13 protein-coding genes are annotated in these 16,868 nt (G+C 66.0%); 4 read left to right on the plus strand and 9 right to left on the minus strand.

Annotated elements, in window-relative coordinates; all coding sequences use genetic code 11:
• Complete coding sequence (locus tag JOE69_RS08185; protein ID WP_309797689.1) at positions 1–1,668, plus strand: alpha/beta hydrolase family protein; 1,668 nt, start codon at positions 1–3, stop codon at positions 1,666–1,668.
• Here JOE69_RS08185 and JOE69_RS08190 read toward each other — a convergent pair.
• Positions 1,661–2,746, minus strand: coding sequence for a glycosyltransferase (locus JOE69_RS08190; RefSeq protein WP_309797691.1), 1,086 nt, complete (start codon positions 2,744–2,746; stop codon positions 1,661–1,663). The genes JOE69_RS08185 and JOE69_RS08190 overlap by 8 nt on opposite strands.
• 259 nt (positions 2,747–3,005) lie before the next feature.
• Between JOE69_RS08190 and JOE69_RS08195 the strand changes: the two genes are divergently transcribed.
• Complete coding sequence (locus JOE69_RS08195; protein ID WP_309797694.1) at positions 3,006–4,616, plus strand: DUF4832 domain-containing protein; 1,611 nt, start codon at positions 3,006–3,008, stop codon at positions 4,614–4,616.
• Positions 4,617–4,628: 12 nt separating this feature from the next.
• Here JOE69_RS08195 and galE read toward each other — a convergent pair whose 3' ends face one another.
• From galE to JOE69_RS08235, 8 genes are all read right to left on the minus strand, one after another.
• Complete coding sequence (galE, locus tag JOE69_RS08200; RefSeq protein WP_309797696.1) at positions 4,629–5,642, minus strand: UDP-glucose 4-epimerase GalE; 1,014 nt, start codon at positions 5,640–5,642, stop codon at positions 4,629–4,631.
• The gene (locus JOE69_RS08205; RefSeq protein ID WP_309797698.1) at positions 5,639–7,045 is read right to left on the minus strand and encodes an O-antigen ligase family protein; all 1,407 of its coding nucleotides are present in this window, start codon (positions 7,043–7,045) and stop codon (positions 5,639–5,641) included. Before JOE69_RS08205 ends, galE begins: the two co-directional genes overlap by 4 nt.
• The gene (locus JOE69_RS08210) at positions 7,042–8,049 is read right to left on the minus strand and encodes a glycosyltransferase family 2 protein (protein ID WP_309797700.1); all 1,008 of its coding nucleotides are present in this window, start codon (positions 8,047–8,049) and stop codon (positions 7,042–7,044) included. Before JOE69_RS08210 ends, JOE69_RS08205 begins: the two co-directional genes overlap by 4 nt.
• A gap of 62 nt (positions 8,050–8,111) precedes the next feature.
• Entirely contained in the window at positions 8,112–9,212 is a 1,101-nt protein-coding gene (locus JOE69_RS08215) for a glycosyltransferase (protein WP_309797702.1), read from the minus strand.
• Positions 9,209–11,584, minus strand: coding sequence for a lipopolysaccharide biosynthesis protein (locus JOE69_RS08220; protein ID WP_309797704.1), 2,376 nt, complete (start codon positions 11,582–11,584; stop codon positions 9,209–9,211). Before JOE69_RS08220 ends, JOE69_RS08215 begins: the two co-directional genes overlap by 4 nt.
• 182 nt (positions 11,585–11,766) lie before the next feature.
• The gene (locus JOE69_RS08225; protein ID WP_309797707.1) at positions 11,767–12,543 is read right to left on the minus strand and encodes a LytR C-terminal domain-containing protein; all 777 of its coding nucleotides are present in this window, start codon (positions 12,541–12,543) and stop codon (positions 11,767–11,769) included.
• A complete protein-coding gene (locus JOE69_RS08230; protein WP_309797709.1) occupies positions 12,536–12,835 on the minus strand; it encodes a type II toxin-antitoxin system VapB family antitoxin in 300 nt (99 codons plus the stop codon). The genes JOE69_RS08225 and JOE69_RS08230 overlap by 8 nt, the downstream gene beginning before the upstream one ends.
• Positions 12,836–12,928: 93 nt before the next feature.
• The gene (locus JOE69_RS08235; protein ID WP_309797711.1) at positions 12,929–13,414 is read right to left on the minus strand and encodes a glutathione peroxidase; all 486 of its coding nucleotides are present in this window, start codon (positions 13,412–13,414) and stop codon (positions 12,929–12,931) included.
• A 256-nt stretch (positions 13,415–13,670) separates the two neighbouring features.
• On the opposite strand from JOE69_RS08235, the gene JOE69_RS08240 reads away from it, so the two are divergent.
• Together JOE69_RS08240 and JOE69_RS08245 are read left to right on the plus strand one after the other, a co-directional pair.
• Positions 13,671–15,863, plus strand: a complete 2,193-nt coding sequence (locus JOE69_RS08240; RefSeq protein WP_309797713.1) for an alpha-galactosidase — start codon at positions 13,671–13,673, stop codon at positions 15,861–15,863.
• A gap of 522 nt (positions 15,864–16,385) precedes the next feature.
• A complete protein-coding gene (locus tag JOE69_RS08245; RefSeq protein WP_296362975.1) occupies positions 16,386–16,868 on the plus strand; it encodes a hypothetical protein in 483 nt (160 codons plus the stop codon).

The raw sequence follows: 16,868 nt of genomic DNA on the forward strand, positions 1-16,868 counted from the left end.
ATGGCAGAACTTGGCGAGGCAAGCTGGATCATGAGCGGCAATCGGCCCTTGCACGGCTGGGTGCACCGACCGGCCGGCAGCGCAGTCAAAGGCGCCGTGGTGATCGCGCCGCCATTGGCCCGGGAACAGGTGATCAGCTACCGCAGCTTGCGGGTGCTGGCGATCATGCTCGCGCAGCAAGGCTGGGTGGCGATCCGATTCGGTTGGACCGGAACCGGTGAATCCGCGCCGATGCCCGAGTCTGCCGACCCGGTGGCGCTCTGGCATCAGGACTTGCAATCCGTCATAGGACTGGCCGAACGGATCGTCGAACCCGGAAAGGTGCATGCCCTGGGCCTGCGGGTCGGAGCTGCCTTGCTGGCTTCGGCGCCGCTGGGCATCGGAAAACGCCTGCTCTGGGAGCCAGTCGGCGGCCGGATGTTCCTGCGCCAGCAGAGCATGCTGCGGGCCATGTCGTTGCCGGAGGACCCGGTGGTGCCCCAAGATGCCGGCGTCGAAGTGAACGGGGCGCTTTTCCTGCCGCATCAGGCCAGTGCGCTGTCCGCAGTGCCGAACCCGGCGAAAGCACCCCCCGGAACCCTGCCACCGGGCACCGAAATCAGCATCGAGACGGACGTCAACCGGAGCCGGAAAGTGCATTCCGTGGCTTCGATCCACGCCGAAGTGCCCACCGAGTCGCTGCAACGGCTCATCGATTCGTTCCCGGAATCCGGGCGACCGGTGCTGCAACGTCCCTGGGCCCCGGTGCGGGCCATCACGCTGGCAGCGCCGACTGGCCGGCGGATCGTCGAGGAACTCGTGGAGGTGGGCCCGGACCGGCTTCCGGGCGTCTACAGCCGGCCGCTCGGCAGCAGTTCGGCCGAAGCCGCGGCATTCTTCGTCGCGGCTTCGGCCGAACCCAAAGACGGCGTGACCGCGCTCTGGGTCGCCGCAGCCCGGAACCTCGCGGCTCGCGGAGTTCCGGCTTTGCGTGCCGAACGCCGGGGATGCGGCGATCTGGGGGTGCCGGAGGCACTCATGGACCCGAACCCCTACACCCTCGAGGCGATTGAGGACACCGAAAACACCGCCGCTTGGCTGCACGCCAAAACCGGAGGTTCGGTGACTGGAATCGGCTTGTGCGTCGGCGCCTGGCTGGTCAGCATGGCCAGTGAACATGCTCCGATCGACCGGGTCGTGATGTTCAACAATGTGGCCTGGCGTTCCGATGCCGATTACTTCCGTCGGGCGTTCGACGAGTGGAACATCGCGGACGATCCGGTTGACGTGCTCAGCTCGGCGGCACGCGACCAACGGCACCGGGCGAACCTGAAGTCAACGGTCAAAGAACTCCTGCGGGCCAAAGCTCCGTATCCGCTTTGGCTCGCGCTGGGGCGACACAGCATTGCGAATACGCCGGAAGTCCTGATGGACATCGGCTCCCGGCAATCCGAATTGCGCCTCTACTTCGGCCCGGTGGACCACCAGCACTTCATTTCCGAACGCGGGCCCGCCGGGCTTCGGAACCTGCAGCGTTCCGGCAGGGTAGTCACCCACCATGAGGAACCGGTACTCGACCATTCACTGATGGGCCACGCCGCACGGCTGCGCTCGCTGAGCATCATCGACGAGCTGTTCCCGCTCCGGAAAACCGGGCCGCGGCCGCTGAGCGAGCCCGGGCTCAGCTGAACAGAAGTCCGGCGTAGAGCGCCCGGTAATCCGCGGCCGCGGATCGTTCGTCGAACCGTTCCCGGGCGCGTTCCGCGGCGGCCCGGCTCACTGCCTGGTACTGCGGGTCCGGTAGCTCGAGCAAACCGGCCATCGCGGCGGCCAGTTCCTTCGGCCGCCCCGGTGCGATCAGGAATTCCGGCCGCACCGTCAACTCGGCGCAATCGCCGACGTCGGTACTGAGCACCGGAAGCCCGGCGCTGAGCGCTTCGATGCCCGCCATCGGCAATGCCTCGTGGGTGCTCGGGCTGACCAAGGCGCGGGCACCGTCAAATAGTTCTCGGACGTTTTGGACCGAGCCGTGCAAAGTCACCAGGTCGGCCACCCCGTGCGCCGCCAGGCTCGCGGCCAACTCGGGATTGTCCGCATCCATGCCGAGCCCCGCACAGTCCAGCCGGACCTCCGGATGGCTGCTGCGCAGGATCGCCAACGCGGCAAAGAGGTCCGCGTGGCCTTTCACCGGATGCCATCGGGCCAGCTGCACGAAACGCCGGCTCCGCTGACGCCGGCGGAGCAACTCCGGAGCCAATACCACGTCCGCGATCCGGGTGCCGTTGCGGATCAGGCTCGGCGCAACGCGGTAGCCGGACTGGATCGCGTATTCGAAGGCGGAAGGCGAGCAGGCCACCACAGTGAACCGCTTGCTGAGCCGGGCTACGGCCTTTCCGACCAGACGGGAAATTGCCCGGGTCTGATGCGAACTGCTGACATGCACGGTACTGACTTTGGGCACCGCGATCCGACTGAGCGCACTGACCAAATCGGATTGCGCCAAATGCGAATGGACCAGTTCGATCCGGCGCCCGAGGACTAACTCCCGCAACATCCGGATGGCCCGCCAGGGCAGCACATCCCGTTTCTGCATCCCGACGTAGCTGACCGAGTCCAAGCTCGCCGCGAACCGCTCGGAGAGTGCACCGGGTGCCATCAGAACCAAGAGGTGCACTTCGTCGTCGGGGTGCCGCTGCCGGGCCAAGCCTTCGATGAGGGTCTGCGCGCCGCCGGTCTGCGCATCATTGACCACATGCAGAATCCGCACTATCCACGCTCCCAGTTATGACCGGTGCCTTGTCCACCCCCGCCCGGCAGGAAACCTCGGGCATTAGGCGGACAAGCACCGGTCGTGCGCGTCGTTCGACGCCTGAGCCGACCCCCCAATGAGCCTGCTCCACTTATAGAAGTGCCCAAGGGGAGAATTTCGTGACGCGGTAAACCTCAAGATCTGCAGATTTTTCTCGGCCGGATCCGCGGCGGCTGCGGGCCCGGCCCGGCACAGCGAACTGCGATAGCATCGGTGGATGCGAAAGCGCGGCTTTCATCTGATTTCCGGACTCGTCGTGCTCAGCGTCGTCGGCCTCGCCGTCTGGCTCGGGGTCAGTTCCGTTTCCACGCTGGCGACCCTGGAACCGACCGGGCCCGGCGAACCGACCGGACAGGCGTCGTCCGGCACCGAGATCGTCAACCCGATGCGCGGCCAGTACCGCTGGGGCGGAACCAATAAATGGGGCAGCTTCGAGGGGCAATTGTTCCCTTCGGCGGGAAACCCAGGCTACCGGGCAGAGCAGCAATGGCCCGGTGCGAAAATCAGCTATTACCGGTTCACCTGGGCCGAGGTGCAGCCGGACCAGGACGACTTCAGCTTCGCGCGGATCGAGGCCGAGCTGGAGAAAGCCACCACGCGTGGCGAAAAACTGGGCTTTCGGATCATGCCTGCGGACAACTGTTGCGCACCGATGCCGGAGCCGCTGACCGTGCTGCCCGGATGGCTCACCGGGCTGGGCGTCAACCAATGGACCTACCGGGGCTTCGATGCGGCCGTCGTGGTGCCGGATTGGAACAACCCGGAATACCTCGCCGCGATGACCGCGCTGATCGCCAAGCTCGGTGAAAAATATGACGGCGATCCGCGGATCGCGTTCATCGACATGCTCGGCTACGGGAATTTCGGCGAATGGCACAGCTACCCGATGAACCAGGAATACCCGAGGAATCCGGGCGGCCAGAACGAGATCACTCCGGCGAACCTCAAGGCTCTGGTGGAAGCGAACGTCCAAGCGTTCCGAAGAACCCGGCTGCTCAGCTTCACCGCGAACCCGGAGGCCTTGGCCCAGGCGATGGCGGCCCGATCCGATATCGGGATCAGAATGGACTGTCTGGGCGACGCCACCGGAGGCAGCGCCTTGTTGAACATCATGGCGAATCCGGCCGCCACGGTCCGCTGGACCACCGCGCCGGTGGTGACCGAATGGTGCGGCGCCAACTTCAGCCAAACCGCCGAGATCCCCGCGGGTTCGAACTTCGACTTCTTCCGCGCCGACGTCGGGCAGGACCTCTACCGGGTGGGCCGCGGACAGGTGGACCGCTGGCACGTCTCGTTGCTCTCCAGCGGGAATTTCCCGTTCGCTTACAACGGCGGGGTGATGGCTGAAGGGCAATGGCAGGACTTCGTCGCGGCGAACACCATGAGCGGTTACCGGTACTCCGTCGCAGCCGCCGGAGCCCCGGTGCGGCTCCCGGGGAGCAACCGGGTCCAGGTGACCACCACTTGGACCAACTCCGGGGTGGCCCCCACCTACGATGCCTGGCAGATCGTTCTGGAGCTGCGGCTGAAAGGGAGCCCGACGCCGATTGCGTCGACGGTTTCCGTCTTGGATCTCCGGACGCTCTATTGGGGCGACGGCGACGGCGGCCTCGCCCCGGTCCAAGGCCGGCGAACCATGACCGACCTGATCACGATTCCGGATTCGGCCCCGGCCGGCGACTACGAAGTGGTGGTCCGGGTCCGGGCCGCAACTGCGCAGCCGGACTCCGCCGGAACAGCGAAGTTGCCGGGCCTGGGCCTGGACACCGCCATGCCCCAGCTGGGCAAAGCCGAATACTCGGCCGGTTCGCTGGCGATCAACCGCTGAAACCGTTCCGCGTCAACCGGCGAACCCGCGCGGGTTGTTTTCCTGCCAACGCCAATGGTCCCGGCACATTTCCGCGATGCCCCGTTCCGCGACCCAACCCAGTTGCTCTTGCGCTGCGGCCGGACGGGCAATGCTGACCGCGACGTCACCCGGACGGCGGGCCCCGATTTCAAAAGGGATCTCCCGGCCGGAAGCGGCGGCGAAATTGTCGATCACCTCCAACACGGAATGCCCCTTGCCGGTGCCGAGGTTCCACCGGAACACGCCCCGATGGCGGTCCAGGAAATCGAGCGCGGCGATGTGCCCCTGCGCCAAGTCCATCACGTGCACGTAGTCCCGTACCCCGGTTCCGTCCGGAGTGGCGTAGTCGGCGCCGTGCACGGTCACCTTGGCCTGCCGTCCGATCGCCACCTGGGCCACATAGGGCAGGAGGTTGTTCGGCACGCCGGCGGGATCTTCGCCGATCCGTCCGGAGGGGTGCGCCCCGACCGGATTGAAGTAACGAAGCATCGCGATCCGCCAGCTGGGATCGGCGGCGCCCAGGTCGGCGAGCGCTTCCTCGATCTGCTGTTTAGTGCGGCCGTACGGGTTGACCGGCGCCAGCGATGCCGACTCGGCCAAAGGGCTGGGCTCGTCCGCGCTGTACACCGTCGCCGAAGAACTGAACACCAAAGTTCGCACCTGGTGCTCGGCCATGCTGGCCAGCAGGTTCAGCGTGCCGATCAGGTTGTTCCGGTAGTAGCGCAGCGGGTCGCTGACCGATTCGCCCACTGATTTCAACCCGGCGAAATGGATCACTGCTTGCGGGCGTTCCTGGGCGAAGACTGTGGACAACGCCACCTCGTCCAAGAGGTCCAGCTCCCGGAACCCGACCGGCCGGCCACTGATTTCCTGCACCCGTTGCACGGCTTCGGCCGAAGAGTTCGCCAAATTGTCCACGATCACGAGCTCATGCCCGTCCTGCAATAACCCGACCGCGGTATGCGAGCCGATGTAGCCGGCCCCTCCGGTCACCATGATCTTCATGAGTCCCCCACTCTCTCTGGTATCCGTTCCCGCTCCGGGAACGGCACTTCGTCCACCGCCGGCCGGACCGTGCCCGCGCTCAAGCCCAACGCCAGGGCGAGCCAGAACGGCGGATAGGTCAGTTCGGTCACCGTGAACGAGGCCACGAAGGTGGCCACGACTGCGGGCAGCAGGCTAGCCGCCACGCTGCCGCCGGCCACACCGGGGCCGAGCACTCTGCCCAGTCGGAAGCTCTGGCCGACCATCACTGCGGCCAGCACCAGGAAAAGCCCGGTGCCGATGAGTCCGGTCCCGTAGAGCAGCTCGACGTAGCTGTTGTGCACGAACGAAACCACGAAGTCGCCAGGCGGCGAACTGAAATTCGCGGTGAGCTTCGGCTGGATCGAACCGATGCCGAATCCGGTCAGCGGCTGTTCGCCGAAAAGGCGCAGCGCCAACCGCCAGGCCAGGATCCGGCTGTCCACGTTTTCCGCCGCGATGTATTGCTTCTGCTGCAGGGTTTGCGTGATCCGCTCGTTCAGGAAGGGCAGTGCCAGCAACGCCAGGAGCATCGCCACTGCCGCGCCGCCGATCAGCATCAACCGGTCCCTGCGGTACAGGATGAAATGCACCGCGAGCCCCACCGCGACCGCCAACCAGGTCCCCCGGGAAAGCGAGCCGACGGCGACCAGCAGGCAGAGCCCGGCAGCCACCAGGAAGACGATCCGTTGGCTGCGCGGGAGACTGCGCTCCCGGGCCAACCCCAGCGAAAGGAAAAAGGCGGCCGCCACCATCACGCCGAAGTCGTTGACGTCCCCGGCCACCGGGGTCATCACCGTGGTGCGGCCGCTGAGGTAGACCAGCAGCACGAAGACGCAGCCGAACGCGATCGAAAGGCTGTATGACTTGGCCAGGTTCAACAGCCCCCGTTTTCCGGACGAGAGCTGGTACAGCGCGATCAACGAGAATCCCCAGCCGATCAGGGAAATCGAATAGCTTCTGGACAGTTCGCTGTTCCCGGAGACCTCTCCGGCGATCAGAGTCCAGATCCCGAAGGCCAGGAAAACCAGGTGCGCCCAATGGATTCTGGGCAATTTGACCCGGAGGAACAAGGCCAGCGCGACGCCGGCGGTGAGCAGCAACGCGGCCGGTTTGAGCGGCGCGATCGGCCAACCCGGCAGCGTCCAGACCAGGCCGATGACCAGCAGATAACCGGGCATCAGCACGGCGGGATAGTTGACGATCAGGAACAAGGCGAGCAAGCCGAGGACCGGCAACGCAGCCAGCGGAGTGAAAAACGCCGCGATTGCGGCAACTCCGAGGCTTCCGGCACTGATGGCCAGCGTCGGTTTTCCGGAAAGCAAGGGGGCGAGCCTGAGCTCCGAATCAGTCAACCAGGTTTTGCCGCTCTGGATTCCGGTCATCTGGCCATCCCGGGGTGGTACCCATTGAGCGCATCGAGCTTCCGTTGCCGGTTCCGCAACAACCGCAGGCCTCCGGGGATCTTGGCGATCCTGGCTTTGGCCATCAACCGCCTCTGGTACGACGCGACCTTGCCGATCTCTGCCAAAGCCGCCTTCGCCGCACCGAGGTCGTCGGCGCGCAGGGCGTTTTCGAACCGGCCGACCATGCGTTGCGGCGAGCCTACCGCGAGACGCACTTGCGCGGCCTCCCGTTCGATCGGAGTCAGCCGGACGGCGGGCGAGCGCAACAGTTTGCGCAGGACTGTGTCCTGGTTGCGGTAGAGCGCTTCGGTATCGGTGGAGAGCGAGGTCGAAGTCCAGCGGTAGATCGCCTGCGGATCGTCTTGGCGCACCATGGTCCAGCCCGCGTAGATGGCCCGGAGCCAGAGGTCCCAATCCTCGCAGGAACGCAGGGCGTCGTCGAATTCGCCGACCTCCTCGAGCATCGTGCGTGGGAAGACTGTGAAAATGCTGCCGATGTTGTACTGCAACGCGGCGAGCCGCTGCTCTGCTGGCGCAATCTGCGCTTCCCGGAGCATCGGCCGGCCGGGCGTGATCCCGGTCGGGGTGAGCACCAAAGCATTGCAGGCCGCGAAGTATTTGCCCGGGCCCTGCTCCGCGAGCAACGCCACCGCCGTTTCGAGATAGGCCGGCAAGAGCACGTCATCGGAATCGCAGATCGTCAAGAAGTGGCCGTCCGCGATGGAGATGGCGCGGTTCCGGGCCCCGGCCAGTCCGCGGTTTGCCTGCGATACCACTTTGACCCGGCGATGCCAGCCGGCAGCAGTCCGGTACCGGCCCTCATACGCCCGGGCGATCCGCAGGGTCGAGTCGGTGGAACCGTCGTCGACCACCACCGCCTCCACGGAGCCGGCATAGTCTTGGCTGAGGATCCCGCTGAGCGTGGCGCCCAACGTTTCGGCAACGTTGTAGGCAGCGACCAGCACGGTCACGCTTTCCCGCATCCGAGCCCCTTTCCTTGGCATTCTCGGCATTCCTTCATCCGCTTGCACCCAGCCGGTTCGGCTCAGCGCGCCGGTTCCAGCAACCGCGCGTAGATTTCTTCCCAATGGGCCAACGACGCGGCCAAATCCATTTCGGCGACCCGGGCCCGCCCGGCATCTGCCCGGTCCTGGGCCAGCCGACGATCCGCCAAGGCAGCCAGCAAGGCATCCCGGAAGGCATCCCGGTCCCCGGCCGGAACCAACCAGCCGCTGTGCCCGTCCCGGACCAGCTCGCCGATCCCTCCGACGTCCGTGGCGATGACCGGGACCCGATGCGAAAACGCTTCGAGAATCACATTGGGCAGGCCCTCACTCGTCGACGGGACCACGAGGACCTCGGCTTGTGCCAGGTACTCGGCCGGATCCACCCGGTCGATCATCCGGACGCTGTCCGCCAACACCGGATTTCGCCCGATCTGATCCAGCAGATCCGCACGGAGTTCGAGTTCCTCGGCGCTGGCCGCCGGCCCGGCGAGGACCAACTCGGCCGCGGGGAACGCGGCCTTCACCTCCGGCCAGATCTCCAGCAGCAGCCGGTGGCCTTTCCGGAAGTCCACCCGGCCCAGGAGTTGCACCCGGCCGCGGATCGGCGCCCGTTCGGGCCACGGTGGAAGCTGCACGCCCAAATACACGGTGTCGGTGCGAGCGGCAGCCGCACCACGGCGGATCGCGGCGCGGGTCACCGCCTGCGCACAACCGACGACCAGATCGGCGCACCGGTAGGACAGCCGGTCTGCCAGCTTGAGCAGCCTGCCTTTCCACTCGTCCAGACCCACTTCGGCGAGCACGGTCTTCGGCCGGCTGCGCCCGGTCAAGGACTTGGCCACGATCGGCCCCCAGAGGTTCGGCGTGGGCGCCCAACTGTGCACGATCGCCGGTTGCGCCCGCTGCAGTGCGCTGCGCAGTTCCCGGAGGAAGCGAAAGTCCAATGGGCGTCCTTTGGCCAGCACCGTGGTGGGCACCAAGGCGGCGAAGTCTGCAGCGAGCGGGCCCTCCCGGACCAAGACCACTTCATGCCGGTAGTCGTTCCCGGCGCCGGATAACGCGGTCTTGAGCAAAGCCAGCAGCTGGCGTTCCGCACCGCCGTGGTCGGCTCCACTGAGGTGGACGATGGTGGGTTTCACGAAGCCCTGACCCAACGACGCCGGTTGGCGTATGCCCAAGCGATCGCGCCGAACACCAGCAGCCCGGCCGCTCCGCTGCCCAGCACGATGAGCGGTTTCGGCAGGCCCTGGCCCTGCTCGGTCTTCTCGGCACCGGTCACCACGCCGAGTTTTGCACCCGAGCCGCTGAGCACCTCGGCGACTTTTGCAACCCGGGGCATCACGGTTTCGTAGGCCTGGGCCACCGCGAAGGTTTCTTCCGGGCTGCTGCCGTTGATCTGCACGCTGAACAACAACGGCGAATTCGGGATCAGGCGGGGCGACACCGTGGCGCTGGTGCTGCGGCCCACGACGTCGTCCACCGCGGCCTTGGTCGCCGGATCGGCGACGATTGCGGCGATCACCGGGGTCAGCAGCGCCAGCTGCCCCGACTCAGCCGGCGGCCGCGTCGCCTGCGGGTCCGACGGCTGGCTCGGCGCGGCGGTGCCCGGGATCAACGCATAACTGGAACTGGCCAGGTAGCTCGGTTTCTGCACGCCGCTGGCCAGCACGCCGGCCAGCAAACCAAGGCCCAGGCCCAGCAGCAGCAACAGTGCGGTCGGCCAGCTGCGGCGCCACAGGCTCGGCTTCGGCCGCGCCGCCCGGTTGGTCCGCAAGGCCGGGGTTTCTGATTCGGCCGCGGCAGGCGGTCCGGTTTCCGGCTCGGTTTCCAGTCCGATCTCAACCACATCTTTCATGTCTTCGTTTCCTTCAGTTTCTGCTGCGGATCCGGCCGGGAGCGCGGGGCTTCGGCCGTCCCGGGATCCGGGACCGGCGGTGCCGAGGCGCACCCAGCTCCGGACCGGGCCGGGCAATCGGCCCAGCACCGGGGCAGCAATTTCCATATCGTGGAGGTGCAAAGGTTTGAGCACCGGGAAGGCCAGCAGCAAAACCGCCAAGCCTCCGGCAAGACCGCCGAACAGGGTCAGCAATGACGGTGCGCCGAAGCCCAGCAAGGTCAGCCCGGGCGCGGCGATGAGCAGCATCAGGAACACCGCGTTCCGGATCTCCCGGCCCCGGGGCAAGGCCAGGCCTTCGACCCGGTGGGCTGAGGTCAGCAGTACTACAACCACCACCAATTGGCCCAGCGAGTTCGCCACCGCAGCGCCATAGATCTCATAGGGCGGAATCAGCACGACGTCCAGGACCAAGGTGGCCACCGCCCCGACTGCCTGGGCTTTGACCACTACCCGCAAACGGCCCAATCCCAGCATGGTCGCGCTCACCATGGCGGACATCGGGCCGATCAAAACCGGCAGTACCGCGGAAATCAGCAGAACCTGCCCGGCCGGCTGGTAGACCTGCCCCCAGAACAGGACGATCGCGGACGTGCCGCAGGCCAGGAGGAAACCGGCGGCGACCGCACTGACCACGAACATGATCCGCTGGCCGCCCGCATAACCGCGGCGCACTTTGTGGATCAAGCCGGCGGCTGCCAACGTCGAAACCGTGGGCAGGATCACCGGGATCAAGGCGAGCGGCAGCCGCACCGCGACTTGGCCGGCATTGAAAGCGACATTGTAAAAGGCCAGATGCTCTGGTTGATCGCCGTGGAAAATAGTCAAGAACGCCAGTTCGCTGCGCTGCATGACCACCGTGTCCAACAAAACCAGGACGCCGCTGCCGAAGGCGAAAACCAAGAGCGATCGGCGAAGCTTCCGACGGCCGGCGATCGGCAGGGCCTCGGTGTGCAAGGCGCCAATCCGATTCATTGCGCGGTACAGCATCGAAATGGTGATCACCGCGGAGAGGACCGCGGTCACTGCGACGACCAGCACCACCGCGGTGATGCCGGAGCCGTTGAGCAGGAAAACGATGGTCACCGGCACCCCGATGACTTGGCCCAACAGGCCTATCACGCTCGCCGCCCGGTAGCGGCGCATGCCCAGAAGCGCCTGCGAACCCACCGAGTGCACCGTTGCCGCCGCGGCATAGACGGTCACCGCCAGCCACTCGACCCAGCGCCCTGGTTCATAGAGCCGGCCGACCACGAAGGTCACGGCGACGGCCAGCAATGCCGGGAGCAAGCTCAGCCGAAGGGTCCAGGTGACCAGGTACCTGGATTGCCGGAGCCGGTTGCCGCCGAGCGAATCGGAGAGCGAACGCTGCAACGCGAGCGGCAGGCCCAAGGCGCAGACCACCGAAGCAGTCGACGCGACAAAGATCATGAAGCTCTGGACACCCTGTTCCGCCGGGCCCAGGATCCGGCCCACCGCAATCGAGAGCACCAGGGTCAGCAGTTGCGGGGCAACCGAGGCGAGCGCGTTCCAGGCGACGCCGCGGCCCACTGAAGCCACCGAAATCGCCTCGCCCGGAGTGCTTCGTTCCGGGCTCCGGACATCCTGGGTCAACACGGCCCGCTGCCTTGGCCGGTCCGACCGAATCGTGGCGCTAGCGAGTCATCGGAGACCGGAAGATCCACGATTTTTTGGTACTCGGCCACAGGCCCCTCTCCCCCAGCAGCACCTCAGCTGGTTCAACCCACACTGGTGTAGTGCGACTGATCGGAGAACGTGACGCGGAAACCGGACGAAAATTAGTTGCCCGAGGTAGCCGAAGGCTTGGCGCAGCTGATTTTCCCCGGAGTCGAATCGACTTTGTCCGCAGGAATCGGCGCCTGGTAGCCTGCCGCCAGGTACACGTCGACGCTGGCGTCGGCCCGATCGTCCCTGCGGAATTCCAGCCCGGGAATGTTCCGTTGCAGGTTGAACGCGGCGCTTTCGCCCATCAGCCCGGAGACCACGACGCCGGCGCTCGTGGTGCTGATGGTTTTGTCCCCGACCGTGTTCACCTGGTAGCCACGGGCCTTCAATTCGGTAGCCAGACCGCCGGCCAAACCAGCCCGGGTAGTGGTGTTGTAGATGTTGACCGTGATCCCGATGTTCGCCGGGTAGTCGAAGTTGTCCGCCGGGCAGTTGGGATCTGCGGCCGCGCTGGTCGTCGGGCTCGCAGGCGCCGCTTGCGGAAACCGCAGCACGCCGGTCCAGACCAGGAACGCCAGCGTCAAGGCGATCACGACGATTCCGCCGAGCAGTGACAGGATGATCCCGTGTGTCCAGCGGCGTCGGACTTTCACCTGCTCAGCGGTGGGTTCTTCGAAAACCGCGTCCAATTCTTCGCGGTCCACCACGTGGTGGCCGTGGTACGCGAGGCCTTCGGCTTCTTCGCGTTCCAGTCGGGACCGCTCCTCCGCCTTGAGCCGGCGCTTCTCTTCCAGCTCCTGGCGCCGGGCCTGGCGCGCCCGCTCCCGTTGCAGTTCCCGGGGCGGCAACGGCGGCTTTGGCGGTATCCGCGGCCCCTCCGGCTCAGTCATCCAAGACCAACACGCGGGCATGCAGGACGGTGCGCTGGTGCAACGCGGTGCGCACCGCACGGTGCAATCCGTCTTCCAGGTAAAGCGTCCCCTCGAACTGCACCACATGCGGAAACAGGTCGCCGAAAAAGGTCGAGTCCTCGGCGAGCAACGCCTCCAAGTCCAGCGTCCCTTTGGTCGTCACCAACTCGTCGAGCCGGACCTGCCGCGGGGCCACCGCCGCCCAGTCTTTGGGCGAGTGGTATCCGTGGTCGGGGTAGGGCTTGGAATCGCCCACTGCTTTGAAGATCACGTGACCAGCCTAAAGAAGTTATTCCAGTGTTCGACCTTATTCTTCCGAGATACCCCGGTTGTGGCCAAATGGTTACGTACCGGATTCCCCGCTCTAGGCCAGCGCCTCTTCCACCGCCGCGACGACTTCGGCGGACTCGGGCTCCACGGTTGGCGCAAACCGCGCCACGATCTCGCCGTTCCGATTGATCAGGAACTTTTCGAAGTTCCATTTGATCAGCCCGGGCAAGATCCCGTTCTTGAACTTGGTCAGTTCCGCGTACAGCGGGTGTTGGTGCTTGCCCCTGACGTCCGCTTTTTTGGTCAGCGGGAAGGTGACGCCGAAGTTCTTGTCGCAGAACTCGGCGATGTCTTCATCGGTACCGGGCTCCTGCCCCGCGAATTGGTTGCACGGCACGCCCAGGATCTCGAAACCTTGCGCCTGGTACTTTTCGTACAGCGCTTCTAAGCCGCCGTACTGCGGCGTGAACCCGCATTGCGAAGCCACATTGACCACCAGCACCGCCTTGCCCCGGAACCGGCCGAAATCGCCGACCGTCCCGTCGTTGAAGGTCAGAGGAATGTCGTAAAGCTTGCTCATGCTGGCACCTTTGCTCGCCGAAGTCGGGTGCTATTGGGAACGCATCCGTTGCCGGGCGGTATTCCGGCCTGGACCAATCTTGGCATGGCAGTCAACCATGGACAGCACACATCACACAACAACGCCGCCAATTTTGGGTGACGCCGGGAAAATTTCTGCGGCGTCACCCAAAATTGGCGGCGTGAAGTTGGTCCAGCCGAGCAATAACCGACGATCTGCGAGGTTCTTGCGGTAAAACTTGCGGTAGAACTAGTCCATGAACCAACTCCATCCGACCACGGCGGCAGCCGATTCACCGGCCCGGTTCGTCCAACTCCACCGCGGCGGCACCAGCGTGGTCGTCGAGTGCTCCGGCCAGACGATGCCGCGGATCCTGCACTGGGGGGCGCCGCTGGACCAGCAGGGGCCGTTGTCCGGGCACCAGTTGGCCGCCTTGTCCTTGGCGATCGCGCCGCAGCCGGGTCTGGCGGGCCTCGAAGTCCCCGCCCGGATGAGCTTGCTGCCCCAGGAATCCGAAGGCTGGCAGCACCTGCCCGGGCTGCAAGGGCACCGCGCCGGCCGGGCCGGCTTCCCGAGGTTCGTCGTCGAAGAGTTCGAGGCCGTCCCGGACGGTTTGTCGGTACGAGCCGCCGATCCCGATGCCGGGCTGGAGATCGGCGTCGAACTCCAACTCGGCGAATCCGGCTTGCTGCGCCAGCGGCTCTCTGTCCGGAACACCGGGGAAACGGCCTACGAAGTCCTGGCGCTCGGCGCGACGTTCCCGTTCTCCGCCAACGCGGCCGAGATCCTGGACAGCGCCGGACGGCACCTGAAAGAGCGCAGCCCGCAACGCCGCCCGCTCACCGTGGGCACGCACCTGCGTGAGGGCCGGCGGGGCCGCACCGGTGCCGATGCCCCGTTGCTGCTCGCCGCGGGGACCGCCGGGTTCGGCTTCCAACACGGCACCGTGCACGCAGTCCACCTTGCCTGGAGCGGGAACTACCGGCTCAGCGCGGAACGCACCGTCGAGGCGCAGAACTTCTTCAGCGCTGCCGAATTGCTGCTCCCGGGCGAAATCATCCTGGCCCCGGGCGAAAGCTACCGGACCCCCTGGTCCGTCGGTTCCTGGGGCGAAGGGCTCGACGAGCTGGCGGCGCGTTTCCACCAAGACCTCCGGTCCCGCCCGGAACACCCGAAACCTCCGCGGCCGGTGACGCTCAACAGTTGGGAGGCGGTCTACTTCGACCACGATCTGGGCAGATTGACCGAGATCGCCCAGGCCGCCGCCGCAGCCGGCGTCGAACGCTTCGTGCTCGACGACGGCTGGTTCGGCTCGCGCCGGAACGACTCCTCCGGCTTGGGCGACTGGCAGGTCTCGACCGCCGCCTGGCCGGCCGGCCTGAAGCCGCTCGTGGACACCGTGCGCGGGCTGGGCATGCAGTTCGGCTTGTGGTTCGAACCGGAGATGGCCAACCTGGACAGCGATCTGGCACGTAGTCACCCGGAATGGATCCTGCACCCCGGCGCCACCGGATCCGGGCGCTGGCCGGCCTCCGCCCGGCAGCAACAAGTACTCAACCTGGCGAATCCGGATGCCTGGCGCTATCTGTTCGACGCGATCAGCGGCTTGGTCGCCGAGCATTCGATCGACTACCTGAAGTGGGACCACAACCGCGACCTGCTGGAACCGGTTGACCCGCGCAGCGGTGTCGCCGCCGTGCACGAAAGCACGCTGGCCGCATACCGGCTGATGGCTGAGCTCAAAGCCACGCACCCAGGTCTGGAAATCGAGTCCTGCGCCTCCGGCGGAGCCCGGGTAGACCTGGGCGTCCTGGCGCATACCGACCGGATCTGGGTCAGCGACTGCATCGAACCGATCGAGCGTTTGGACAACCAGGCGTACACCGGCTTGCTGGTGCCCTACGAGATGATGGGCGCGCATATCGGCGGCCCGCAATCGCACACCACCCACCGGACCCACACGATGGATTTCCGCGCCAGTTCAGCACTGTTCGGCCACCTGGGCGTGGAATGGGACATCTCGCAGGCCAGCGAAGCCGAGCGGGCGGAGCTCGCCCGGTGGATCAGCATCCACAAAACGCATCGTGGGCTGTTCCACTCCGGCCGCAGCGTGCACGCCGACCTGACCGACCCGTCACTCGATCTGCGCGGTGTGGTGGCCCAGGACCGCTCGGAAGCGGTCTTCGCACTCACCCAGCGCAGCGCCCCGATCAGCAACCCGGCCGGGCCGGTGGCCTTCCCAGGATTGGACCCGGCGAAGAACTACCTGGCGGAGCTGTTGACCCCGGTTGATTCGGTGGGCCGGCAAAGCCGCGCCCCGCTGCCGTGGAACTCCGGAGCGGAACCGCTGCAGCTCAGCGGTGCCGCCTTGGCGAGCGTGGGTCTGCAGATGCCGATCCTCTACCCGGAAAACGCCGTAGTCATCCGGTTCACCCAAAGCGGGGCCTGACTCCGGACTCCGAACCACACGATTCGCGTACTGAAATCCCGTTCGCGGAGGTAACTCCATACGCGGACGGGATTTCGATGCGAGGAAAGCCCCGGGAACCGATGCATCCGGTTGGGAAGACAGCACCTGGATCCTGAACCCGATCTACGAACTTCAGCATGTTTGAAGCTCGCGGTGGCGGCATCAACTACAGACCCGGTCCGTCACCCCCGTTGGATTCGCCGCAACTGGGCCGAAATGCTCCAGCGGATAGGCGGTCCCGGCGAAGCCAGCGGGGTTCCTCCGTGTTTCCGGTGGTTTTCCGAACCCTGGTCGATGAACATCTCGGTTCCGCCCGAGGGCGTTGATCGATGCACTGCGTGCCGATCCGAACCTGGACACCCTGGGCTGGAAGCCGCAGTAGCCGCGGATATTGGCCGACGCCGGGGAAATTCCTGCGGCGTCGGCCAAAATCGACGGCGTGAAACTGGCCGAGCCGGGCATCGATGCCACCCCGGCTGCGACATGTGATTGCATGGGGTAATGAAGTTCACCCGCGGCGTCCTGCCGCTAGCCGTCCTGCTCGTGCTGCTCAGTGCGTGCAGCGTGCAGAACGCCGACCCGAAGCCGACGGACCCGAACAGCGAAGCGGCCGCCGTCGTCCGGCAGTATTACGAAGCCGTGCTCGCCGGCAATTGGAACGGGGTCTGCGCCCTGGCCCTGCCCGCGGCGCGCAATGCCCTGGGCGGCTATTGCGAAAAGTTCATCGCCGACCTCTACCAGGACAAGACGAGCTTCTTCCGCGACCCGGCCATCGACGCCGGCAAAGCCACCCCGGTCGACCAGCCGACCCGGAGCTTCGAGATGCCCAATGACGCGAGGGTCACCGTCCAGGTGGAGCAGGGCTTCATCTTCGGTCCGGACGCGCTCAGTTTCCCCGGCGGGGTCGATCCGGTCCGGGTGGGCCTGGAAGTGGTCAAAGTCGATGGCCGCTGGTTCTGGGTCTCCGGGAACTCCGTGGGCTGA

The organism is Arthrobacter russicus (assembly GCF_031454135.1).
In the GTDB taxonomy this organism is placed as follows: Bacteria; Actinomycetota; Actinomycetes; order Actinomycetales; family Micrococcaceae; genus Renibacterium; species Renibacterium russicum.